Genomic DNA, 21,744 nt, shown 5'->3' with positions numbered 1-21,744 from the left:
CCGTTTCCGGCGGGAACGCCTCGCGAGCCCGCGGTCCGACGGGACGCCTCACGGCGGGACCGGCCGACGCCCCGTCCCGGTCGGTCGGGACGCGTCAGCGCCCGCTCGCCCGCAACCCGTGCAGGACGTGGCGCAGCGTCGCGAGCGCGACCTCCGTGCTGCCCCCGTCCGCGAGCCAGAGCGCGAGCTCGTTCATCGCGCCGCTGAGGACGGCCGTCGCCGCGCCGACGTCCACTGCGAGGTCGTCGAGCGCATCGAGGCCCTCCCGGAGCAGGCGCTGGGAGCCCTGCGCGTCGAGCCGGCGCCACTCCTGCCAGCCGAGGACCGCGGGACCGTCGGTCAGCAGGACCCGACGGACGTCGGGTGCGACGCTCGCCCGCAGGAACGCGACGCATCCCGCGTCGAGCGCGTCCCACCCCTCGCCCGTCGCGGCGTCGGCCACCGCGGCGGCGACGGACTCGTGCACGTCGGCGAGGACCGCGACGAACAGGCCCTGCTTGTTCTCGAAGTGGTGGTAGACCGCGCCGCGCGTGACCCCAGCGGCGGCGGCGACGTCGTCGACGCGCAGCGCGGCGTACCCGTCGCGCACGAGGAGACGGCGCGCCTGGGCGCGGATCTCCCGCTCGGTCCGCTCGCTGGCCTCGCGGCTCGCCCGTGGCATCCTGCCGGCCCCCTCGCTTTACGTGCACCGTGTATGTATCGTAGCCGGTGTCGATACGTACACCGTGCACGTAAAGGAGAGCCCGATGGTCACGAGCATCTACCCCGTCCTCATGAGCGACCGGGTCGCCGAGACGGCGGAGTTCTTCCGCAGCGCGTTCGGGTGCGAGGTCACGTTCGAGAGCGACTGGTACGTCTCGCTCCGCGCCGGCGCGTGGGAGCTCGCCGTACTCGACGGGTCCCACCCGACCGTCCCGCCGGCCTTCCGCGGGACGGCCCGCGGCGTCCTCGTCAACGTCGAGGGCCGCCGGGTCGCCCTCGACCTGAGGTCCGAGGAGTTCGGGCAGCGCCACTTCATCCTCGTCGCGCCGGGCGACGTGCTCGTCGACGTGATCCAGCCGATCCCGTTCACCGGGGCGTACGAGGGGCTCGACGCACCGGCCCAGCCCGCGCCGGTCGCGCAGCGGCCCGCACGTCGCGCGCAGCCCGCGAGCTGAGCGCCGCCACGCACGGACCGTCGGGCGCGTCGTCGCGCCCCGCGCGCACGGAGCGCGTCAGCTCGTGCGGGCCTCCCGCTCCTCGGCGGGCTCGTCGATCCCCGTGACGGTGGTCAGCAGGAACACCGAGTCCTCCACGGCCGTGACGCCGTGCCGCTCGTGCGTGATCTGGTGCAGCGAGCCCGTCGGGAGCGTGACGTCGTCGTCGCCGCTCGAGGAGGTCACCCGGACGAGCCCGTGGAGCACCTGGAGCGTCGCCGCGTGCGGGGCGTTGTGCTCGCCGAGCTCCTGCCCGCCCGCGAGCGCGATGACCGTCTGCCGAAGCTCGCCGTCGTGCACCACCCGCTCCGCGCTGCGCCCGTTCGGGGCCTGCTGCGCGGCCTCGAGGTGTCGCCAGGTCAGGGTCTGCAGGTCGGGCATGTCGCTCCTCAGGTCGTCGTGCGCTCCATGCTGGCCGTGCGGACGGGCATGCGCCACTCCCGCGACCGGGCGTCGAGCCAGCCCAGCAGGACCGCGAGGTACGTGTCCCGGGCGGGCCGCGCGGACAGCGCGAGGTCGTGCACGCCGCCCTCGATCGGCTCGTACGTCACGTCGGCGCCGAGCAGCGGTGCCCGGTACGCGATCTGGCGGACGTCGAGCACCGTGTCGGAGCAGCGCAGGTCCGGGTTGTCCTCGCTGTTGGGCCCGCTGCGCGCCGCCGAGCACACGAGCACGGGGACCCGGGTGTCGAGCCCCCGCGAGAGCCGGGCGTGACCCCGGCGCACGGCCCGCAGCCAGCCGGCGCGCGGCGGGTAGCCCCCGGGCGGCTTGAGCGCGAGGTCGTACTCCCACTCGCCGCCGTTGCTCACGTGCAGGCTCCGCGAGTACGCCGACGGGCCACCGCCGATCACGCGGTGCGGGTCGAGCGGCCCGAGCGCGTCGAGCACACGCGTCGAGACGACCCGGTCGAACCAGTGCGCGTTGAGGTCGAACCAGGGGGAGTTGAGCACGAGCGCGTCGAGCAGGTCGGTCTCCCGCACGCTGTGCGCCCACAGGCTCGCGGTGAGCCCGCCGGTCGAGTGCGCGTTGACGACGAGCCGGTCGTGCCCGAGCTCGTCACGCAGGATCCGGGCCGCGAGCGTGAGGTCCTCGGCGTACTCGCGCAGGTCGGTGCAGTAGTGCGGGGTCGTCCACGAGCGGATCGAGCGCCCGCAGCGTCGCAGGTCGAGCGCGTAGAACGTGTACCCGTGGGCCTCGAACGCCTCGGCGAGGTGGGTCTGGAAGAAGTAGTCGTTGTAGCCGTGCACGTACAGCACCGCAGGTCCGCGCGGGGCGGGGTCGGCGGCGGCGGACGGGGCGCGGCGCACGAGCGTCGCGACCAGCGGGCCGTCCTGGTCGGCCCCCAGGTCGAGCGTGCGCGCCTGCCACCCGGGGAGGGCGTCGTGCTGCCAGTCGGTCACGAGGTCATCGTGCCCCGTGCGGCGCGTCGTCGGGGGCGGTACCCGACAGCCGGGCCGAGCCCGACGCGCCCCGGCCGCCGACCTTCACCGGGAGCAGCAGCACGAGCCCGAGCAGCAGCACGAGCATGATGCCGAGGATGCCCCAGTACTGCGCGCCGGCGACCGCGATGGTCGTCGAGAACGCGAACGAGGCGAGGAAGCCGGCGGCGCGCCCGGTCGTCGCGTACAGCCCGAAGAGCTCGCTCTCGTGGCCCTCGGGGCTCAGGCGGGCGAGGAGCGAGCGGCTCGCGGACTGCGCGGGCCCGACGAACACGCACAGCAGCAGCCCGAACACCCAGAACGCCTGCTGGCCCGCGTCGTGCAGCACGAACACCGCGGTGCCCGCGACCACGAGCCCGACGAGCGAGCCGACCACGACCGCCTTCGGCCCGATCCGGTCGTCGAGCCAGCCCGCGGCGACGGTCGCGAGCCCGGCGACGACGTTCGCGGCGATCGCGAACTGGATGACCTGGCCCGCGGAGAACCCGAACGTCGTCGAGGCGATGATCGCGCCGAACACGAACACGCCCGAGAGCCCGTCGCGGTAGACGGCGCTCGCGACGAGGAAGCCGACCGTGGGCCGGCTCGTGCGCCAGAGGCGGACCACGTCGGCGGCGAGCGAGCGGTACGCGGCCACGACGCCGCGGCGCTGCGGCCGGCCCTCGACGGGGAGCTCGGGCACCGCGAAGAACACCGGCAGGGCGAAGATCCCGAACCAGATCGCGGAGACGAGCACCGCGACGCGGATGTCGAGCCCGTCCTCGCTCGTGACCCCGAACCAGCCGACGTCGGGGTTGATGAACCCCACGAAGAGGATGAGCAGCAGCACGATGCCGCCGACGTACCCGGCGCCCCAGCCGATGCCGCTGACCTTGCCGACGGTGCCCGGCGTCGAGACCTGCGCGAGCATCGCGTTGTAGTTGACGCCCGCGAGCTCGAAGAACACGTGCCCGACGGCGAGCAGGAAGATGCCGAGCAGCAGGTTCTGCTCGAGCGAGGCCGGGTCGGGCGTGACGAAGAACATCGAGATGCTGATGAGCACCGTGATCGCGGTGTGGATGCCGAGCCAGCGCTTGCGCCGCCCGGTGCGGTCGGCGCTCGACCCGGTCACGGGGGCGAGCAGCGCGATCAGCACCCCGGCGCCCGCGAGCCCCCAGCCGAGCCACGCCGAGTGGTCCGCGAGCGCCGCGTCGAGCAGCGCGTTCGCCGGCCCCTCGCCCCCCGGCTCCGCCTCGGCGGCCGCGACGGTCGCCGGGTCGACGAACGCGTCGGACGTGATCCACCGCGTGAACACGAACGTCGTGATGACGGCCTGGAACGCGGCCGACCCCCAGTCCCACAGCGCCCACGCGAGCACGCGCCGACGGGGGACGGGGACGGTCGCCGTCGCCCGGGGGGTGTCCTGCGAGGTGTCCGCCACGCGCGCAGCGTAGGTCGTCTACTCGTCCAGCGGGAGACCCTGACGTTCCGGGAGGGTGAACGCGCCGACCGCGGCGACCACGAAGACGGCCGCGAAGACCCCGAACAGCAGCGTCGTGCCGCCCGCGTCGCGCAGGAACGGCACGGCGAGCGGGGCCAGCACCGAGGCGATCCGCCCGAAGCCCGCGGCCGCGCCGGAACCCGTCCCGCGCACCGACGTCGGGTAGAGCTCGGGGGTGACCGCGTACAGCGCGCCCCAGGCGCCGAGGTTGAAGAAGGACAGCAGCATCCCGGTCACGAGCACGCCCTGCTCGGTGTCCGCGGACGCGAACAGCGCGGCGGCCACGGCGGAGCCGACGAGGAACGTCGACAGCGTGCGCCGCCGCCCCCACACCTCGACGAGCACGGCCGAGGCCGCGTACCCGGGGAGCTGGGCGAGCGTGATCCACAGCGTGTACTCGAACGACCGCACGAGCGTGAAGCCGTCGGCCACGAGGATCGTCGGGAGCCAGATGAACGCGCCGTAGTACGCGAAGTTGACCGTGAACCACACGACCCACAGCGCGACGGTGCGGCGGCGCAGCGACGGCGCGAACAGTGCGGCGAGCCGGGTCCCGCGCGGCGCCGGTCGCGCGGGCGGGGTGCGGGTGCCGTCGGGCCCGACGGGGTCGGACTCGTCGGGGGACGGTCGGCGCGGCCCGGGCACCATCGGCTTCGGGGTCCACGACCCTCCCGCTGCCGGGGTCGCGGGGGCCACGAACGCCGGCTCGGGCGCGACGCCGGCGGACCGCTCGAACCGGGTCACGACGGCCTCCGCCTCGACGACGCGGCCGCGGGACTCGAGGAACCGCACCGACTCGGGCAGCACCGAGCGCACGACCGCGGAGTACAGCGCGGGGAGCGCGCCGATCGCGAGCGCCCAGCGCCACCCGTTGTCGGACGCGGGGACGACGAAGTACCCCACGACGGCCGCGAGGCTCCAGCCCACGGCCCAGAACGCCTCGAGCGCGACGACGACCCGGCCCCGGATGCGCGGCGGCGCGAACTCGCTGACGAGCGTCGACGCGACCGGCAGCTCCGCTCCGAGCCCGAGGCCCACGACGAGCCGCAGCACGATGAGCGCGGCGACGGACCCCGCGAGCGCCGACGCGCCCGTGGCGAGCCCGTACACGAGCAGCGTGAGCGCGAACACCGAGCGCCGCCCGACGCGGTCCGCGAGCAGCCCGCCGAGGCTCGCGCCGAGCGCCATCCCGACGAACCCGGCCGACGCGATCCACGACAGCTCCGTCGGCGACGTACCCCACTGGACCGCGAGCTGGGCGAGCACGAACGAGATGAGCCCGACGTCGAGCGCGTCGAGCGCCCACCCGGCACCCGAGCCGAGCAGGAGGCGAAGGTGCTCGCGCGTGAAGGGCAGCGCGTCGAGGCGTTCGGTCCGGGTGGGGGCGGGCGGCGGGGTCATGGGTCTCCTTCCCGGTCGCTTACCTTCCACCGCGGGGCCGACGCGCACAACTCGCCGACCGGGTGCCGCCGGCTGCTCTGCGCCGCCCCCGCCCGCGCGGCCGGGCACGGCGGCGCGGGACGGCGTCAGCAGCGCCCACCGCTACCCTCCGACGCGTGGGAGCAGCCGAGCGCGAGGACGACCGCCGCCCCGACGCCGACGCGTCCCACCTCGTGGTGATCGGTGGCCGTTCCGGCGTCGGCAAGACGACGACCGCGCTCGCGCTGCACGCGCTCCTGCGGGCCGACGACGTCCGGCACGCCGTGGTCGAGGGCGACAACCTCGACCTCGCGTGGCCGCCGCCGCCCGCCGCCTGGACGCCGAGGCCCCGGCAGGGACCCACCGGCTCGCGACCGACGGCGAGTCTCCCGAGTCGCTCGCCGTGCGGGTGCGGGCCCTCGCCGGCTGGTGACCCGGGCCGCGCTCAGCCGGCGTCGACGCCCACGACCGTGTGCTCGTCCGCCTCCTGGTGGCGGCCCACCCAGGCCTGCTCGACGACGAGCACCCCGACGAGCAGCGCCACGACCAGGCCCAGGGCCGCGAGCGGCCGGACGGCGCCGAGCACCGGGACGGCAGCGAGAAGCAGGAGCGCACCGGCGGTCCGCACCACGGGCCACGCGCCGAGCGCACGGCGGACGAAGAGGCTCGCGCCCGCGAGGAAGCACGCGAGCCCGCCGCCGAGCGCCGCCGCGGAGAACGTCCCGAGCGGCTCGGTGTCGCCGACGTGCGCCATCGCGCCCTCGATCCCGAGCGCCGCGAGCACGGTGCCCGCGACCACGACGAGGTGGAGGTAGCTGTAGCCCTCGTTCGCGAGCCGGGCCCGCTCGACGCCGTGCGTGGCGGCGAGGGCGTGCTCCGCGGGGCGGGCGTACCGCGCGAAGTAGGTCCACCACAGCGTGATCGAGACGAGCATCGCGAGCACCGCCCCGAGCAGCGTCGCGCCGCCGACCGCCTCGCCCGCCGCGCCGACCCCGACGCCGATCGCCAGCACCGACTCGCCGAGCGACAGGATCACGACGAGGCCGTACCGCTCGGCCAGGTGCGTCGTCGACGCCAGCCGGAACTCGGTGCCCCGGGTCGCGAGGTAGGACAGGGCGGGCTCGAGGACGACCGCGCCGAGCCAGCACCACAGCCGGGTCGCCGGCGGGGCGGACGCCCCGAGCACGAGCAGCGCGGCGGACGGGGCGAGCGGGAGGAGCACCGCGCGCACGACGCGCCGCCGCATCGCCGGGTCGTCGACGTCGCCGAACGCGTACACCGCGGCGTGCGCGGCACGTGCCACGAGGTAGGCGGACACCAGGACGACGGGCGCGAACCGGTCCCCGCCGTGCGCACCGAACGCCTCGGGGAGCACCAGCCCGCCGACGAACAGCGCGACCATCGCCGTCGTCATGGCGACGCGGACCACGCCCTCGTCGGCGTGCGCGTGGTTCGACAGCCACGCGAACGCCGTCCACGACCACCAGAGCAGCGCGAGGACGACGAGCCCCTGCACGATGCCGACGCCGTCGTGCTGGTGCGCCATGAGGCGGCTCACCTGCGTGAAGGCGAACACGTACGCGAGGTCGAAGAACAGCTCGAGCGGCGTGGCGCGGTGCCCCTCCCGGCTCGGGACGGCCGGCAGCAGGCGGCGCGAGCGGTGCACGCCGACGGGCACGAGGCGGCTCACGCGGTCACCTCCGCGGGCGCCGCGGCACGCAGCCGGTGGGCGTCGCTCCCGGGCGGCGCCCCGAACTGCCGGTGGTACTCCCGGCTGAACTGCGACGCGCTCTCGTAGCCGACGGCGCGCGCGGCGCCGGCGACGTCCCTCGGGTCGAGGGCGAGCCGCACGCGCGCCGCCTGGAGCCGGATCTGCTTCTGGAACTGGATCGGGCTCATCGCGGTGACGGCGCGGAACGCCCGGTGGAACGCCGACGGGCTCATGCGCGCGAGCTGCGCGAGGTCCTCGACCCGGACGGTCTCGGCGTAGTGCTCGCGCAGCCACCGCACCGCGTGGCCGACGTGCTGGTGGCTGCTGTCGGCGAGCCCGAGCTGGCGCACGGTGGCGCCCTGCTCGCCGGTCAGGAGCAGCCACAGGATCTCGCGCTCGACCATCGGCCCGAGCACGGCCAGGTCGCGCGGACGGTCGAGGAGGCGCACGAGGCGCAGCACCGCGTCGAGCAGCGCGGGCGGCGCGGTGCTGACGGCGACCCCGGGCGGCACGGCCCGTCCGCGTCCGGCAGCGACGAGCTCACGCGCCGCGGGGTGCAGGACGAGCTCCGCGACGACCGAGGGGCGCAGCGTGAGCCCGACGCCGAGCGCCGGCCGCTCGGGGCTGGCCTCCGTGAACTGCCCCGTGACCGGCAGGTCGAGCGAGGCCACGAGGTACTGCCCGGCGCGGTAGTCGAGGACGCGATCACCCAGCGCGAGCCGCTTCGCGCCCTGCACCACGACGGCGAGCACGGTGCCGGTCGTCGCGGCCGCGGGCTCCCCGGGGTGCTCGACGAGCGCGACGTGCACGCCTTCGGGGGTGCTGGTGACGCCCGCCCGGGCGTGCCGGGTGATCAGGGTGCGGAGCTCGTCGAGGGCCATGGCCCGACCCAAGCACCGCAGGCCCGGGCGGGGTACCGGTTCCTGCCGTACCGAGCAGGATCAGGCACGACGACGCCCGGATCGGTCCAGGGGGAGCCCGGTGCGCGCGGCGTGACCCGTGGTCCCGGCTGATCGCACCGGACCACGATGATCGGGCGCCGAGGCACGCACCGTCGGCAGAGTGGGTCACGGAAGGGGGCACCGTGATCGCCTGGCTCAACCACCTCGTGGACGTCGTCGAGGAGGACCTCTCGGAGGACCTCGACGTCGCCCGCCTCGCCGCTGCGCTCGGCACGACCGAGTACCACCTGCGCCGCATGTTCTCCGCCCTGGCCGGGATGCCGCTGTCGGAGTACGTGCGGCGCCGGCGCATGACGCTCGCCGCGGCGGAGGTCGTGGCGGGCAGCCGGGACCTCCTGGACGTCGCCGTGCGGCACGGGTACGGCTCGGCCGAGGCGTTCGGCCGGGCGTTCCGGTCCGTGCACGGCGTCGGTCCCGGCGAGGTCCGGCGGGACGGCGGCCCCCTCCGCACCCAACCCCGTCTCAGGTTCCGCCTGACCGTCGAAGGAGCTCACCCGATGGACGTCCGCCTCGTCTCCCGACCCGCCTTCCGCCTCGCCGGCCGTGCGGCTCGGGTCCCGCTCGTGCACCACGGCGTCAACACGGCGATCCAGCGGCACGTGGCCTCGCTGGCGCCGGAGGAGCACGCGCGGCTCAGGGCCGTGAGCGACACCGAGCCGCACGGCCTGCTCGCGGTGAGCGCCGACATCGACCCCGACCGGCGCGAGGGCACCGAGCTGACGTACCTGCACGGGGTCGCCGTCACGGAGGCGGCGACGGTTCCCGACGACCTCGACGTCCTCCCGGTGGCCGCGGGGTCGTGGGCGGTGTTCCGCGCGGCGGGCCCGTACCCGCAGACCCTGCAGACGCTCTGGGCCGCGACGGCGACCGAGTGGTTCCCGTCGAACCCGTGGCGCCTGCGCGAGGGGCCGGAGATCGTCGCGGTGCTCGAGCGGGCGGACGACTTCAGCACGGCCACGGTCGAGCTCTGGCTGCCGGTCGAGGGCGGGTAGGCGGGCGCGCGTCGGGTCGACGGACGAGGTGCCCGTTCAGCTGCCCGAGCGGGCACACCGGCTGCCGGACGGGCTCCTAGCCTGACGTGAAGCGGGCACGGCGCGGCGTCGGGGGGCGCGATGGGCAGGGGATCGGGCGCGTCTCGGCAGCCGCGCACCGCAGAGTCGGAGCCCGGCCTCGACCACGCGGACGCGCGAGGCGCACCCCTCGCCTTCCCTGCCCCCGCCGGACCGGTCGCCTGGCCGGCCGGAGACGCCGGTCGGATCGCGTCGTGGCAGCGTGCCGCCGGCAACCGTGCGGTCGGTCGGATCCTCGCGCGGACCCCGCCCGCCGGCGACCGCACGGGGACGCTGCTCGCGCCGACCGTCCAGTCGCCGGTCCAGCGATGGGCGTGGGTCGCCGGGCAGCGGGTCCTGCCGACCGCCCCCGGGCTCGACCCGGCGATGGCGGCGCTCGCGTCCGACGCCCGGGTGCACGACTACCAGGACGAGCCGGAGCTCCGCGCGCACGCCGCGGGGACGACCGACCACGTCGGGAACCTCCCCGGGCCCGTCAGCGCGGGCACGTGGGTCCGGTTCCCACGCGGGGGGACCAGCCTGCTCGGCGAGGACCACACGCTCGTCACTCTCGACCAGGTCGTGCGTGCTGTGGGCTCGACCAGCTTCGTCCACGAGACCTTTGCGGTCGACGCGATGACGCCGGGATCCGCGCTCGCGACGGAGTACGCGGCGCTCAAGGGGCCCGAGCTCGCGACGTTCGGCGTCGCGGGGTCCGCGAACCCGCAGCAGTACGGCGCGGAGTCGCTGTTCCCCAAGCTCGGCTACGCGCTCAACGAGGTGGTCCGGTACCTGCGCGACGGCAACCTGGCGCCGCTCAAGGCCGGCGGGTACGTCGGCAAGCCGTTCCTGCGCGCACTGCGGACGGCGTGGGCCCACAGCGCGGACGTCGCGGCCCAGGTCGCTGCGCTGCGCGCGCAGCGAGGGCGTGTGCCGCGCCCGCTCGGCCAGCTCGCGCGCGCCTACACCCGTGCCCTGCCGACGCTCGGCGCGTTCGTCCACGGCCTCCCGCCGACCGGCTACCTCGGCGACGCGCTGGACACACCGGCGCACAGGCCGCTCGTCGCCCCCCTGGGCCGGTTCTGCGGCACCTTCGTCGCCGTGATGCTCGCGCGCGTCGGTACGGACACGGGGCTCCCCGTGGGCGAGCGCGCGCACCTCGCCGCGATGCCCCGGGCGACGCAGGCGCAGCGCAGGACCGTGCTCTCCGAGTGGCGTGACCGCTACTTCACGCACACCGTGACGGCCGCCGTCGCGCGCGGCGTGCGGTACGCGGGGATGGGCAGCCTCCACCTCGACTACCTGCGCCAGCGGGGCCTCCCGAACGGCAGCCACGCCTTCTACATGAACGGTGCGCACCTCGCGGCCGCGGAGCAGCTCACGCAGGCGCGCGCCGGGTCGGTCCACCCGTGAGCGCGTCGGCGTCCGCCACGCCCTACCCTCCGGTGCGAGCAAGGCTGATGCGCACGAGCCGGTCGCCGGGCGCGGCGGACCGGCACACGGCCCTGACCGTCTGGCTGTCGGGGACCGCGTTCCACGTCCGCGACGAGACCGGCCGCCGCGCGACCGACGTGCTCGCCGACGTGACGGGCCCGCGGGGCCTCGGCGCGGTGCCGCGGTCGGTCGAGGTGCTCATGGACGACGAGTCGCGCGCGCGCCGTGGCCCGGTCGGCACCACCGACCTCTACGGCGACTGGGAGCGCGGCGAGGGCCGCGTCCAGGAGGTGGGCGGCGAACGGTGGTCGGCGAACGTGCGGACCCTCGCCGTCGTCGCCGAGCAGCTGCTGGTTGCGGAGCGCGAGCGCCGTCTCGTGTCGCAGGCCGTCGTCGAGGTGCTCGGCCGGCGCTGCGCCGAGCTGCACGACACGGTGGAGGGCGTGGAGGACGGCCGACCGTTCCGCAGCGAGGTCCGGCTGCTCGTCGCGGAGCCGTTCGTGCTGCTGCGGGAGGTGCGCGACGCCGGGATCCCGGCGCTCGCCGCGCGGTCCGAGGTCGTCGAGCTGGACGAGGGCCCTCAGCGAGGCGCGGACCTGCACCCCTGAGCCGGGTGCGGCGCCGTGGGTGCCGGACGACGGTGCGTGCGGGTCGCCCGGTGGGGCGACGGCAGGACCGCCGTCGGGTCCGCGACCGGCTCCCGGCTGATCAGGTCTCGGCTGCGGTGGACCGGCAGGCCGGGGAGGTACACGAGTCGGCGCCTACAGCCGGGCGAGCAGCGCGTCGGCGAACCGCTCCGCCGAGCCCGGCACGAGGTCGAGGAAGAGGGACGGCTCGACCAGCTCGAGCTCGATGAGCAGGGGCGCGTCCTCCGGGCCGACGAGGTCCACGCGCGCGTACAGCAGCGCGTCCGACCCACCGGGCACGCACGCGAGCGCCGCCTGCGCGACGGCGACCTCGGCGTCGGTCGGGGTGTGCGGCGCGTCGGTCCCGCCGTAGCTCGCCTGCACGCGGAAGTCTCCCGCGGCGGGAGTCTTGCGGACCCCGTGCGACACGCGCCCGCCGATGACCACGACCGACCGCTCGCCGGTGGCGATCTCGGGGAGGTAGGGCTGCACCAGCACGTCGCCGCTCGCGGTGAGGGTGCGCAGGTGGTCCGCCGCCTCGGTCGAGCCGGTCGGGAACCGCCCGAGACCCCAGGCGTTCGCGGAGACCGCGGGCTTCAGCACCACCTCGGGCGCGTCGACGTCGGGCACCGGGCCGTCGCTGCCGGCGGGGACCAGGGTGGTCGGCACGGTGGGGACCCCGGCGTCCGCGAGCTCGAGCAGGTAGGACTTGTGCAGGTTCCACCCGACGACCGGCAGCGGGTTCAGCACCGGCGCGGCGAACGCGCCGAGCACCGCGCGGAACTCCTCGGGGTGCTCGTGGTAGTCCCATGTCGAGCGGATCACCACGACGTCCGCGGGGACGTCCGCGACCGAGGGCTCACGCCACGGCGAGACCGTCACCGTCGCGCCGCGGGCGCGCAGTGCGTCGACGACCTCGGGCGTCTCGGTGTCGTGGCCGTCGGGGTCGTCGAACGTCAGCAGCAGCACGTGAGGCACCGGGCGATGCTCGCACGCGAGGCGGCGTGCTCGCCTCGGGGACGCGCGGGCGTCCGGGCGCCTCCCAGCCCGCGGTGAACAGCCAGGCCCGCCTCGCGGGGACCGCCGGCGTCTCGCGCCAGCTCGTCGTCGACGTCGAGCGAGGCAAGCGCCCCGGCACCGAGCTCTCGCGGGTGCTGGCGATCGCTCGTGCGCTCGGACTGGGCGTCACCCTGGCTCCCCTGCCTGACGACGAACCCTCCCCGTTCGACGCGATGCTCGACGACATCATGGGCGGGAACCGGTGAGCCCGGCCTCCAAGGAGCTCGTCGTCGTGCTGTACGGGCAGCCAGTCGGCACCATCGCCCGTAAGGGGCCCAGGCTGACGTTGATCTACGACCCCGACTACCTCGCGGGCGCCAACCCCACCCCGCTGTCGCTGAGCATGCCGCTGGCCGCCCAGCCGTACGCGAACCGGTACGTCGAGGCACACCTGCGCGGCCTGCTGCCCGACCATGCCGAGGTCCGAGCCCGATGGGCGTCGCACTTCGGCCTGCAAGAAGTACCCGTCCGACGGCGGCCCCTCCGTCCCGGACGCGATGGCCGACGCGATCCGGGCCATCCCCGCGACGGCGCACGACCGCCACGTGCTGACCGACCAGATCCACCCGAGAGTCGCGCAGCTGTGCGAGGTGACGCTCGCGGGGCTGGATCGAACGCGCCGGGTCGGCAGACGGATCGTGGCTCCGGTGCTCACCGAGCTGGAGGCCGTCGGAGCGCACTCAGGCCCGCCCCAGCCCGGCACCAGGACTGGTGACCAGCCCCGCCCGCCGCGCGACCAGCCGGGGTCTTCCTCACCGGCGAGGTGTGAGGTGGGCGCTCACCCGAGCTCCCACTGCGTGTCGACGACGCGTCCGGTCTCCCCGCGAGGAGTGCAGGTCGGGCAGTCGGACGTCGCCTACGCGCCGGGTTCCCCGCCGCGCTCGATGACGTACGGCATGAGCGCGCCGGGCACGGGGTCGACGCCCGGACCGCCCGCGTCGAGCCACCCCGCGAGCGCCCCGGTGAGCTCGTCACCCGCCACGCGCTCGAACCAGACGGGCCGGCCACCGGCCGTGCGGCGGGCGTCGCCGCTCGGGCGCGCGACGACCACGTCACCGCGCTCGCACTCGTCGAGGCACTCGGAGAGCGTGAGCTGCGCGGTGCCGCGGGCGGCGAGCGCCCGGAGGCGCGCGAGCTGACCGCCGTCGAGCGCGTCGTCGGACCCGAGGGTCTCGCCCGCGCACAGGCTGCACGCGGTCAGCCCCGGGACGGCACCCGGGGGCCGCGTCCCGCACGCACGCTCGCTCGTCACGCCGTCGAGGATAGGTCGCCCGCCGGCACCCGGCGCCCACCGGGAAACCGCTCGACCGCACCGCGGCCCGGTGCGACGCTCGCAGGATGACGGCGTGGGCGGTGGTCGAGGCGGTCCTCCCGGCGAGCGTCGAGGACCCGGCGGCCGGGGCGGTCGTGGGCGCGCACCGGCTGAACGCGGAGGTGCAGCGGCGCACGTGGGGCCACGACGACTTCACCGAGCCCGTGCAGCACTGGCTCCGGACGCTGCGGGACCAGGAGTACGCCGAGCGGGTCGTCCTGGTGGCGGTCGCCGCCGCGCCGGGTGCCGCACCGCCCGCGGGGGTCGCGGGGGTCGAGGACCGTGACGTGGTGGGCGCCGTCGTGGTCGAGCTGCCGCGCGCCGGCAACGCGCACCTCGCGGAGCTCGAGGTCTGGGTCGACCCGGACCGCCCCCTCGAGGGGATCGGGACCGCGCTCGTGGACGCCGCCGAGCGCCTGGCGGCCGAGCGCGGCCGCACCACGGCGCTGGTCACGACGGCCCACCGCGGGGAGCCGCCCGCCGGGCACCCGGACGCGCTCACCGCCGCGTCCGGCCGCGGACGCCTCGACGCCTCCGTCCCGGGCGTGCGGTTCGCGGCGCGGCGCGGGTACGTCCCGGAGCAGGCCGAGCGGTACAGCGTGCTCGACGTCCCGCTCGACGACGCCGCGCTCGCCGCCCACCTCGACGGCGCCGCGTCGGTCGCCGGGCCGGACTACCGCGTGCACTCGTGGACCGACCGGGCGCCGGACGCGTGGCTGGACGACGTCGCGGTGCTGCTCACGCGGATGAGCACCGACATCCCGCAGGCCGCCCTCGACCTCGAGGAGGACCCGTGGGACGCGGCCCGCGTGCGGCACCGCGAGGACGTCGCCGCCGCGACCGGGCGCGGCTTCCTGGTGACCGTCGCCGAGCACGTGCCGACGGGACGCCTCGCCGCGATCACGCAGCTCGAGCACTCCGTGTCGCAGCCGGCGTGCGCGTGGCAGGACGCGACCCTCGTGCTCCGGGAGCACCGGGGCCACCGGCTGGGGATGCTGGTCAAGGCGGCGAACCTGCGGCACACGGCGCGGGTGCGCCCGGCGACCCGGCGGGTCCACACGTGGAACGCCGAGGAGAACGCGCACATGCTCGCGATCAACGTCGCGCTCGGCTTCCGCCCCGCCGGCGTCGAGGCGATCTGGCAGCGGACGCTCTGACGGGCGCGGCGCCGCCCGGCGGCGTCACGGTCCGACGGCGCACGCGCGCGGTGGGCGTACCGCGGCTCCGTGGCCCTGGACCGGACGCCGGGCGACCGTCAGGCGCCGACGCCTCCCGCGGACGACGGCCGTCCCGCACCTGCGCCGTCCCGACGCGTCCGCAGCGCCCCCGGCGCACCCGCCGGGACCACCGGGCGCCCCGGCGGCACGGGCTCGACCCGCACGTACGGCTCGCCCTGCGCCGGGCGCGGGTCGACCCCGCCGCGCTCGGGCCACAGCGACACGGCGCGCTCGGCCTGCGCGGCGATCGTGAGCGACGGGTTGACGCCGAGGTTCGCGGTCACGGCGGCGCCGTCGAGCACGTGCAGCGTCGGGTAGCCGTGCACGCGCTGGTACGGGTCGAGCACGCCGTCCCCGGGGGTCGCGCCGATGGGGCAGCCGCCGAGGAAGTGCGCGGTCATCGGCATCGCGACGAGGTCCCCGAGGCTGCCCCCGGCGACGCCGCCGAGCTCGTCGGCGAGGAGCCGCGCGGTCGCGTGCGCCTGCGGGACCCACGTCGGGTTCGGCTCGCCGCTGCCCTGCCGCGACGTGAGTCGGCGCAGCCGGACCGGCAGCGGCAGGCCGAGGAGGCGTGGTGCGAGGGACGTCGTCAGGGAGTTGTCGAGCGACTGCATGACGAGCGCGATCGTCGTGCGCTCGCTCCACCGGTACGGCACGAGCGCGCGCACGGTCGTCACCGGACGCGTGACCAGGCCGCGCGCGAGCGAGCCGAGCCAGCCGTCGACCCGCCGCACCGCGGTGCCGCCCGGCACGAGCGCGGTCTGCAGCAGCGCCATCGCGTTGGAGCCGCGGCCGTAGCGGACCGCCTCGACGTGCGTGGCGTCGTCGACGAAGAACGACGACGTGATCGCGACGCCGGTCGACAGGTCGCGCGCCGGGTCGACGCGCGGGGCGCTCGCCCCGACGAGGGCCTCCGAGTTGGTGCGCGTGAGCTCGCCGAGGCGGGGGGACAGGGCCGGCAGGGCGCCGCTCGCGCGCATCCGGTGCAGGAGCGTCTGCGTCCCGTAGGTGCCCGCCGCCAGCACGACGTGGTCGGCGTGCCAGGTCGACGCGGCGGCCCCTGCCCCGGACGCGGCCCGGTCGCCGGCCGCCTCCCGCCCCCGGCCGCCCGCGCCGTCGCGGCTCCCGTGCCGCACCGCGCCGCTCGCGCCGTCACCTCGGTCGCGTCGTCGGGCACCCGCGCCACCCAGGAGCTGCCCGAGCCGGCCGCCGGTCGCCCGGGCCGTGACCTCCCAGCCCCCGCCCGGCCGCGGCGCGAGGCCGGTCACGGTGGTGAGCGGCTCGACGTGCACGCCCGCGCGCTCGGCGAGGTGCAGGTAGTTCGTCGTCAGGGTGTTCTTCGCGCCGACCCGGCACCCCGTCATGCACGAGCCGCACTGCGTGCAGCCCGCACGCTCGGGGCCGGCGCCGCCGAAGAACGGGTCGGGCACGCGCACGCCCGGCTCGCCGAACAGGACGCCCACGTCGGTCGGCCGCACGGTCCCCTCCCGGCCGAGCCGGGTCGCGACGCGGCGCAGCAGCGCGTCGGCCGGCGTCGCGGCGGGGTTGCGCGTCACGCCGAGCATGCGCGCCGCCTGGTCGTAGTGCGGCGCGAGCTCGTCCTCCCAGTCGGTGATCGACGCCCACTGCGGGTCGTCGTAGAACGCGCGCAGCGGCCGGTACAGCGTCGTGCCGTACACGAGCGAGCCGCCGCCGACCCCTGCCCCGGCGAGCACGAGCGAGTCTCGCAAGAGGTGGATCCGCTGGATCCCGAAACAGCCGAGCGCGGGCGCCCACAGGAACGTGCGCAGGTGCCACGACGTGCGGAAGTCCTCGTCGGCGAACCGCCGGCCCGCCTCGAGCACCGCGACCCGGTACCCCTTCTCGGCGAGGCGCAGCGCCGCGACCGAGCCACCGAAGCCCGAGCCCACGACGACGACGTCGTACCGCTGCACCATCCGCGCATCGTGGCACACGGTCGCCGGCCCGTCGGGCGTGCCGGCGCGCCATCCGGGCGGCCGTGCGACGTGCGGGGACGCGGTCGAGGAGGGGGCGCGCGACGACGTCGCCCTCGTCGTCCACGAGACCCGCTGACCGACCCGCCGCGGGCGTGGGACCTCCGCCACTCGCCGTGCCGGGGACCGTGAGGGAGCCTGGACGGATGGACGTCTCCGAGCCCGCCACCCCGCTCCTGCCCGAGCGGGCGTCGGTGCGGGCCGCGGCGCACCTGCTCTCGAGCGCGCTGCGCGGGGACCCCGCCTTCTCCCACGTGCTGCCCGAGCCGCGCGTCCGGCGCCGCGCGCTCGACGCGATCCACCGGATCGGGCTGACCGACGGCCTGCGCCACGGGCACGTCCTCGGGGTGCACGACGACGCGGGCGTCGCGGGGGTCGCCGTCTGGTACCCGCCCGGCGCGTACCCGATGACGGCGCTGCGCAAGCTGCGGACGCTCGCACCGCTCGTGCCGGTCGCGCTGCGGCACCCGCTGCGCACGGCCGCGCTGGCCCGGTTCGGGTCCGCGGTCGAGGCCGGTCTCCTCGACGCGGTGCCGCCCGAGGGCGCGTGGTACCTCGAGGTGCTGGGGGTTCGACCCGACGCGCAGCGTCGTGGCCACGGTCGGCGGCTCGTCGAGCCCGTGCTCTCCCGCGCCGACCGGACCGGGACGGCCTGCTACCTCGAGACGTCGCGCGAGGAGAACGTGCGCTACTACGAGGGCTTCGGGTTCCGTGTGGTCGGCGAGGTCACCGCGCTGAGGCCGCACGGGCCCGTCGAGGCGCAGATGCTGCGGCAGCCGCACGGGCGCTGACGCCTCGTCCGCGGCCCGTACCCGCGCGGGCGCCGGCGCTCAGCGGGTCGGCGCGCCCGCGTGCCGCAGGACGTCCGCGAGCGCTCCGAGCGCGCCGGGCACGACCGCGTAGTACGCCCACACCCCGCGCTTCTCGCGCGTGAGGATGCCCGCCTTGACGAGCGTCGTGAGGTGGTGCGACACGGTCGGCTGCGCGAGGCCGACGACGTCGTTGAGGTCGCACGCGCAGACCGCCTCGCTGCTCGACGCGATGTGCGAGAGCAGCTGCAGGCGCGCAGGGTCGGCGAGCGCCTTGAGGATGCGCGCGAGGTTCTCGGCGTCGTCCCGGGCCAGCGTGCCCTCGTCGAGCGGCGTGCAGCAGGCGGTGACGTCGAGGACGGGAAGCAGCGTGGGAGCACTCACAGGTCAATCGTGCCTCACGCATTGACATCTGTCGATACCTGCGCCACTGTTCATACATCGACGCACATCGATGCGTTTCCGCCCGCGGGTCCTCCCCGGACCCGACCGACCGTGGAGGACGACATGACCGAGAACCTCGTCGCGCAGGTGCGCAGCCGCTACGCGGAGGCCGCGCTCGCCGTGACCCGCAGCACGACCCCGAGCAGCACCGGCACGACCGGGGAGGCGAGTACGGCGTGCTGCACCGGAGCCGTGGCCGCCCCCGACGCCCCCGCCGCGGCGGCATGCTGCGGCACCACGCAGGCCCTCGAGACGGGCGACCGGTTCGGCGGCGCGCTCTACGACGCCGACGACGCCGCCGCGCTCCCCGAGGCGGCGCTCCTCGCGTCGCTCGGCTGCGGCAACCCGACCGCCGTCGCGGACCTGCGCCCCGGCGAGCGCGTGCTCGACCTCGGCTCCGGCGGGGGCATCGACGTGCTGCTGTCCGCGCGCCGCGTCGGCCCGACCGGCTTCGCGTACGGCGTCGACATGACCCCCGAGATGCTCGACCTCGCGCGCAGCAACGCCGCGACCGCGGGCGCGACGAACGTCGAGTTCCTCGAGGGCCGCATCGAGGCCGTGCCCCTGCCGGACGCGGCGGTCGACGTCGTCATCTCCAACTGCGTCGTCAACCTGTCCGTCGACAAGCCTGCGGTGCTGTCCGAGGTATTCCGGGTGCTGGCGCCCGGCGGCCGCGTCGGCATCTCCGACGTCGTGGCGGACGACGACGTGACGCCCGAGCAGCGCGCCGAGCGCGGCAGCTATGTCGGGTGCATCGCCGGGGCCCTCTCGCGCCAGGAGTACCTCGACGGGCTCACCGCCACCGGGTTCACGGACGCGAGCGTGACCTTCACGCACGAGGTGGCGCCCGGTCTGCACGGCGCGATCGTCCGGGCGGTCAAGCCGTAGTCGCACCGGCACGCCCGGGCCCGGCGGCCCGTCGAGCCGCCGGCCCGGGCGCGAGGACGCGGGTCAGCAGCTGCCGTCCACCCTGCCCTCGTCGGGCGGCTCGGCCTGCGTCGCCGCCGTGATCGCGCGGGCCGCGGCCGCGAGCTGCGTGAGCTGCTCGGGGCTGAGCACGTCGACCACGAGCCGCCGCACCGCCCGGACGTGGCCGGGGGCGACCTCCTCGAGCCGCGCGAGGCCCGAGTCGGTGAGCCGGGCCTCGGTGTGCCGCCCGGCGCGGTCCGTGCAGCTCCGCCGCTCGACCCAGCCCGCGCGCTCGAGCCGCGTGACGGCGTGCGAGAGCCGGGACAGCGACCCGCGCGCGAGGGCGGCCAGGTCGCTGAGGACGAGCGTGCGGGCAGGCGCCTCGGACAGCGCGGCGAGCACCTGGTACTCGAACGTGTTCAGCCCTGCGTCGCGCTTGAGCTGCGCGTCCAGGGCGGGCGGCAGATCCATGAACAGCCCCATCAGGGCCCGCCACTCGCGCTGCTGCTCCGCGGAGAGCCAGGGGACCTCCGGACCCACGGCGGGGGCGCGGGGCGCGTCGGCGGTCACACGACGATCCTACGTCACGACTTGAACATTCAACACGTGCCGTCTACGGTGCCGCTTGAACGCTCAAGTCCCTACCGTCAGGAGAATCACGTGACCGTCCTCCGCGTCGACGCCAGCATCCAGGGCGACCGCTCCGCCAGCAGCGCCCTCGCCGACCTCGTCCTCGACCGCGTCGTCGCCGCCCACCCCCACGCCGCGGTCGTGCGACGCCACCTCTGCGCCGACCCGCTGCCCGCCGACGCCTGGGCGACCGCGATCTCCGGGAGCTTCACCCCCGAGGCGGACCGGACCGAGGCGCAGCGCGCAGCCGTCGCCCTCGCCCAGGAGGTCGCCACCGAGCTGCAGGACGCCACGAGCGCCGTGCTCGCGCTGCCGTTGTACAACTTCGGGGTGTCCCAGCACGCGAAGACGTGGATCGACCTCGCGATCGCCGGTGCGCCCCAGGGCACGCGCCTGCTCGAGGGGACACCCACCGTCCTCGTCACGACCCGTGGCGGCGCGTACGGCGCGGGCACCCCGCGCGAGGGCTGGGACCACAACACCGACTACCTGCGCCGCATCCTCGTCGACGTCTGGGGCGCCGACCTCACGGTCGTCGAGCGCGAGTTCACGCTCGTGGGCGTGAACCCCGCCCTCGACGACTTCGCCGAGGTCGCAGCGCACATGCACACCACCGCGCGCGAGGCCGCGGCCCAGGCGGGGGCGGCGCTCGCCGCGCGCCGCGCCGCCTGACCGGCACGCGCCCGCAGCCGCCGTCACCGGGCGGCGCGGCGGGCGCGCACCGCGGACCGTGAGCACCAGCGGGAGGCCCGAGGACCCGGCGCCGGGCCTCCCGCGGCGCACGGCCGCGACCCCGGCGCGCCGCCCACCTGCGCTCCCGGCGCGCCCCACGGTCGCGCCCGTGGCAGGTTGACGTCATGAACGCCTTCCGCCGACGCCCCGGGCGCGCCGCATCGTCCGCCGCGCTCGCCACGACGGTCCCGAGCCCGACGCATCGTCCGACCCCGCCGCCCCCGACGGGCCCGTGGCACGACGGCCTGGGCCGCGCCGCGACCCGCAGCGCGCAGGCGCTCCTGGTCCTCGCGCTCGCGTCGGTCCTGGTGTGGGGGCTCACGCAGGTCAAGCTGCTCGTCATCCCGCTGCTCATCGCCGCCATCCTCGCCGCCGCGTTCAGCCCGCTCGTGCGTCTGTTCCGGCGCTGGGGGTGGCCGCGCGCGCTCGCGACGTGGGCGGCCCTACTGCTGGGGCTCGGGACGCTCGGCGTCGTGCTGTGGCTCGTCGGGCGGGGCATCCGCAAGGAGTGGCCGACGCTCGTCGAGGAGGCCGACCGCGGGCTCGGGGAGCTCGAGAAGTTCCTGCTGCAGGGCCCGCTCGAGATCACCGAGGAGCAGATCGCGTCCGCGCGCGAGGCGCTCACCGCGGCGCTCACGAGCGACCAGGTGCAGAGCGGCGCGATCACCGGGGCCACCGCCGCGGCCGAGGGCGTCGCCGGGCTGCTGCTGGGCGTCGTCGTGCTGTTCTTCCTCATGAAGGACGGCCGCAGCATCTTCGGCTTCCTCATCCGGCCGCTGTCCGAGGAGCGTCAGGCCCGCGCGTGGCGCGTCGGGAACCGCTCGGTCGGGGTGCTCGGCGGCTACGTGCGCGGCACCGCGATCGTGGCGTTCGTCGACGCCCTGGTCATCGGCCTGGCGCTCGTCATCCTCGGTGTCCCGCTGGCGCTGCCGCTCGCGACCATCGTGTTCCTCGGTGCGTTCGTCCCGCTCATCGGCGCGACGGTCGCCGGCATCCTCGCGACGTTGGTCGCGCTCGTGACGAACGGCCCGACGACCGCGCTGATCGTCCTCGTCGTCGTGATCGCCGTGAACCAGCTCGAGGGCGACCTCCTCGCGCCCGTCGTCATCGGCCGCGCCCTCGCGCTGCACCCGCTCGCGATCCTGCTCGCGCTGACCGCCGGGACGATCCTCTCCGGCATCATCGGCGCGCTGCTCGCCGTCCCGATCACCGCGGTCGCCTGGGCGGCGATCACGGAGTGGCGGGCACCGGAGGGCGACGGGCCCGGGGGCGGGACGGCGATGCCCGGCCGGGTCGCGGACGCCCGCCGCTGACGGGCGCCG

At 76.0% G+C, this 21,744-nt stretch carries 23 protein-coding genes; 11 read left to right on the top strand and 12 right to left on the bottom strand.

Annotation, left to right across the window (positions count from 1 at the left end):
• Positions 1 to 94: 94 nt before the first annotated feature.
• Entirely contained in the window at positions 95 to 661 is a 567-nt protein-coding gene (locus NXY84_RS01440; protein WP_258725413.1) for a TetR/AcrR family transcriptional regulator, read from the bottom strand.
• Between the two features lie 85 nt (positions 662 to 746).
• Between NXY84_RS01440 and NXY84_RS01435 the strand changes: the two genes are divergently transcribed.
• Entirely contained in the window at positions 747 to 1,157 is a 411-nt protein-coding gene (locus NXY84_RS01435; protein ID WP_258725412.1) for a glyoxalase, read from the top strand.
• Positions 1,158 to 1,214: 57 nt separating this feature from the next.
• Here NXY84_RS01435 and NXY84_RS01430 read toward each other — a convergent pair whose 3' ends face one another.
• The 6 genes from NXY84_RS01430 to NXY84_RS01405 form a co-directional block, all read right to left on the bottom strand.
• Positions 1,215 to 1,577, bottom strand: coding sequence for a cupin domain-containing protein (locus NXY84_RS01430; protein ID WP_258725411.1), 363 nt, complete (start codon positions 1,575 to 1,577; stop codon positions 1,215 to 1,217).
• 8 nt (positions 1,578 to 1,585) lie between these two features.
• Positions 1,586 to 2,596: an alpha/beta hydrolase gene (locus NXY84_RS01425; RefSeq protein ID WP_258725410.1), complete on the bottom strand. Its 1,011-nt coding sequence runs from the start codon at positions 2,594 to 2,596 to the stop codon at positions 1,586 to 1,588.
• A 4-nt stretch (positions 2,597 to 2,600) separates the two neighbouring features.
• Complete coding sequence (locus NXY84_RS01420; RefSeq protein WP_258725409.1) at positions 2,601 to 4,055, bottom strand: MFS transporter; 1,455 nt, start codon at positions 4,053 to 4,055, stop codon at positions 2,601 to 2,603.
• A gap of 18 nt (positions 4,056 to 4,073) precedes the next feature.
• Positions 4,074 to 5,516 (bottom strand): MFS transporter, encoded by a 1,443-nt coding sequence (locus tag NXY84_RS01415; RefSeq protein WP_258725408.1) that lies wholly within the window; start codon positions 5,514 to 5,516, stop codon positions 4,074 to 4,076.
• 463 nt (positions 5,517 to 5,979) lie between these two features.
• On the bottom strand, positions 5,980 to 7,224 hold the full coding sequence (locus NXY84_RS01410; RefSeq protein ID WP_258725407.1) for a low temperature requirement protein A: 1,245 nt from the start codon (positions 7,222 to 7,224) through the stop codon (positions 5,980 to 5,982).
• Entirely contained in the window at positions 7,221 to 8,126 is a 906-nt protein-coding gene (locus NXY84_RS01405) for an AraC family transcriptional regulator (RefSeq protein WP_258725406.1), read from the bottom strand. The genes NXY84_RS01410 and NXY84_RS01405 overlap by 4 nt, the downstream gene beginning before the upstream one ends.
• Before the next feature lie 203 nt (positions 8,127 to 8,329).
• Here NXY84_RS01405 and NXY84_RS01400 point away from each other — a divergent pair, with 203 nt between their 5' ends.
• The 3 genes from NXY84_RS01400 to NXY84_RS01390 all read left to right on the top strand — a co-directional run bounded on the left by NXY84_RS01400 (position 8,330) and on the right by NXY84_RS01390 (position 11,298).
• Positions 8,330 to 9,199 carry an AraC family transcriptional regulator gene (locus NXY84_RS01400; RefSeq protein WP_258725405.1) on the top strand — a complete coding sequence of 290 codons (870 nt, stop codon included), beginning with the start codon at positions 8,330 to 8,332 and terminating at the stop codon, positions 9,197 to 9,199.
• A 120-nt stretch (positions 9,200 to 9,319) separates the two neighbouring features.
• On the top strand, positions 9,320 to 10,669 hold the full coding sequence (locus NXY84_RS01395; protein WP_258725404.1) for a hypothetical protein: 1,350 nt from the start codon (positions 9,320 to 9,322) through the stop codon (positions 10,667 to 10,669).
• Positions 10,670 to 10,716: 47 nt separating this feature from the next.
• The gene (locus NXY84_RS01390; RefSeq protein WP_258725403.1) at positions 10,717 to 11,298 is read left to right on the top strand and encodes a hypothetical protein; all 582 of its coding nucleotides are present in this window, start codon (positions 10,717 to 10,719) and stop codon (positions 11,296 to 11,298) included.
• Between the two features lie 153 nt (positions 11,299 to 11,451).
• Here NXY84_RS01390 and NXY84_RS01385 read toward each other — a convergent pair whose 3' ends face one another.
• Entirely contained in the window at positions 11,452 to 12,294 is an 843-nt protein-coding gene (locus NXY84_RS01385) for an ATP-grasp domain-containing protein (protein WP_258725402.1), read from the bottom strand.
• Positions 12,295 to 12,320: 26 nt separating this feature from the next.
• On the opposite strand from NXY84_RS01385, the gene NXY84_RS01380 reads away from it, so the two are divergent.
• Positions 12,321 to 12,581, top strand: coding sequence for a helix-turn-helix transcriptional regulator (locus NXY84_RS01380; protein ID WP_258725401.1), 261 nt, complete (start codon positions 12,321 to 12,323; stop codon positions 12,579 to 12,581).
• Positions 12,578 to 13,090, top strand: coding sequence for a HipA N-terminal domain-containing protein (locus NXY84_RS01375; protein ID WP_309485040.1), 513 nt, complete (start codon positions 12,578 to 12,580; stop codon positions 13,088 to 13,090). The genes NXY84_RS01380 and NXY84_RS01375 overlap by 4 nt, the downstream gene beginning before the upstream one ends.
• A gap of 141 nt (positions 13,091 to 13,231) precedes the next feature.
• Here the strand turns inward: NXY84_RS01375 and NXY84_RS01370 are convergent, their stop codons facing one another.
• A complete protein-coding gene (locus NXY84_RS01370) occupies positions 13,232 to 13,627 on the bottom strand; it encodes a hypothetical protein (RefSeq protein WP_258725400.1) in 396 nt (131 codons plus the stop codon).
• Between the two features lie 86 nt (positions 13,628 to 13,713).
• Between NXY84_RS01370 and NXY84_RS21705 the strand changes: the two genes are divergently transcribed.
• Positions 13,714 to 14,844 (top strand): GNAT family N-acetyltransferase, encoded by a 1,131-nt coding sequence (locus tag NXY84_RS21705; protein WP_309485039.1) that lies wholly within the window; start codon positions 13,714 to 13,716, stop codon positions 14,842 to 14,844.
• 98 nt (positions 14,845 to 14,942) lie between these two features.
• On the opposite strand, the gene NXY84_RS01360 is transcribed toward NXY84_RS21705, so the two are convergent.
• Positions 14,943 to 16,841, bottom strand: a complete 1,899-nt coding sequence (locus NXY84_RS01360; protein WP_258725399.1) for a GMC family oxidoreductase — start codon at positions 16,839 to 16,841, stop codon at positions 14,943 to 14,945.
• A gap of 203 nt (positions 16,842 to 17,044) precedes the next feature.
• Between NXY84_RS01360 and NXY84_RS01355 the strand changes: the two genes are divergently transcribed.
• Positions 17,045 to 17,689, top strand: coding sequence for a GNAT family N-acetyltransferase (locus NXY84_RS01355; protein ID WP_258725398.1), 645 nt, complete (start codon positions 17,045 to 17,047; stop codon positions 17,687 to 17,689).
• Positions 17,690 to 17,728: 39 nt separating this feature from the next.
• Here the strand turns inward: NXY84_RS01355 and NXY84_RS01350 are convergent, their stop codons facing one another.
• On the bottom strand, positions 17,729 to 18,091 hold the full coding sequence (locus tag NXY84_RS01350) for an ArsR/SmtB family transcription factor (RefSeq protein ID WP_258725397.1): 363 nt from the start codon (positions 18,089 to 18,091) through the stop codon (positions 17,729 to 17,731).
• A gap of 123 nt (positions 18,092 to 18,214) precedes the next feature.
• Between NXY84_RS01350 and arsM the strand changes: the two genes are divergently transcribed.
• Positions 18,215 to 19,039 (top strand): arsenite methyltransferase, encoded by an 825-nt coding sequence (gene arsM / locus NXY84_RS01345; protein ID WP_258725396.1) that lies wholly within the window; start codon positions 18,215 to 18,217, stop codon positions 19,037 to 19,039.
• 63 nt (positions 19,040 to 19,102) lie between these two features.
• Here arsM and NXY84_RS01340 read toward each other — a convergent pair whose 3' ends face one another.
• Positions 19,103 to 19,630 carry a MarR family winged helix-turn-helix transcriptional regulator gene (locus tag NXY84_RS01340; protein ID WP_258725395.1) on the bottom strand — a complete coding sequence of 176 codons (528 nt, stop codon included), beginning with the start codon at positions 19,628 to 19,630 and terminating at the stop codon, positions 19,103 to 19,105.
• Positions 19,631 to 19,720: 90 nt separating this feature from the next.
• Here NXY84_RS01340 and NXY84_RS01335 point away from each other — a divergent pair, with 90 nt between their 5' ends.
• The gene (locus NXY84_RS01335; RefSeq protein ID WP_258725394.1) at positions 19,721 to 20,362 is read left to right on the top strand and encodes an FMN-dependent NADH-azoreductase; all 642 of its coding nucleotides are present in this window, start codon (positions 19,721 to 19,723) and stop codon (positions 20,360 to 20,362) included.
• Between the two features lie 185 nt (positions 20,363 to 20,547).
• Positions 20,548 to 21,735 carry an AI-2E family transporter gene (locus NXY84_RS01330; protein WP_258725393.1) on the top strand — a complete coding sequence of 396 codons (1,188 nt, stop codon included), beginning with the start codon at positions 20,548 to 20,550 and terminating at the stop codon, positions 21,733 to 21,735.
• Positions 21,736 to 21,744: the final 9 nt, after the last annotated feature.

Origin of the sequence: Cellulomonas sp. NS3, assembly GCF_024757985.1 — a bacterium.
GTDB lineage: Bacteria > Actinomycetota > Actinomycetes > Actinomycetales > Cellulomonadaceae > Cellulomonas_A.
The sequence above is the reverse complement of the archived record's forward strand: the minus strand, read 5'-3'. Positions and strand labels throughout refer to the sequence as shown.

What these genes read in the sequence shown, in the direction of transcription:
- NXY84_RS01355 (WP_258725398.1), top strand. Translation starts at nt 17,045, where the DNA reads ATGGACGTCTCCGAGCCCGCCACCCCGCTCCTGCCCGAGCGGGCGTCG.
- NXY84_RS01360 (WP_258725399.1), bottom strand. Translation starts at nt 16,841, where the DNA reads ATGGTGCAGCGGTACGACGTCGTCGTCGTGGGCTCGGGCTTCGGTGGC.
- NXY84_RS01395 (WP_258725404.1), top strand. Translation starts at nt 9,320, where the DNA reads ATGGGCAGGGGATCGGGCGCGTCTCGGCAGCCGCGCACCGCAGAGTCG.
- NXY84_RS01390 (WP_258725403.1), top strand. Translation starts at nt 10,717, where the DNA reads ATGCGCACGAGCCGGTCGCCGGGCGCGGCGGACCGGCACACGGCCCTG.
- NXY84_RS21705 (WP_309485039.1), top strand. Translation starts at nt 13,714, where the DNA reads ATGACGGCGTGGGCGGTGGTCGAGGCGGTCCTCCCGGCGAGCGTCGAG.
- NXY84_RS01440 (WP_258725413.1), bottom strand. Translation starts at nt 661, where the DNA reads ATGCCACGGGCGAGCCGCGAGGCCAGCGAGCGGACCGAGCGGGAGATC.
- NXY84_RS01330 (WP_258725393.1), top strand. Translation starts at nt 20,548, where the DNA reads ATGAACGCCTTCCGCCGACGCCCCGGGCGCGCCGCATCGTCCGCCGCG.
- NXY84_RS01405 (WP_258725406.1), bottom strand. Translation starts at nt 8,126, where the DNA reads ATGGCCCTCGACGAGCTCCGCACCCTGATCACCCGGCACGCCCGGGCG.
- NXY84_RS01435 (WP_258725412.1), top strand. Translation starts at nt 747, where the DNA reads ATGGTCACGAGCATCTACCCCGTCCTCATGAGCGACCGGGTCGCCGAG.
- arsM (WP_258725396.1), top strand. Translation starts at nt 18,215, where the DNA reads ATGACCGAGAACCTCGTCGCGCAGGTGCGCAGCCGCTACGCGGAGGCC.
- NXY84_RS01415 (WP_258725408.1), bottom strand. Translation starts at nt 5,516, where the DNA reads ATGACCCCGCCGCCCGCCCCCACCCGGACCGAACGCCTCGACGCGCTG.
- NXY84_RS01430 (WP_258725411.1), bottom strand. Translation starts at nt 1,577, where the DNA reads ATGCCCGACCTGCAGACCCTGACCTGGCGACACCTCGAGGCCGCGCAG.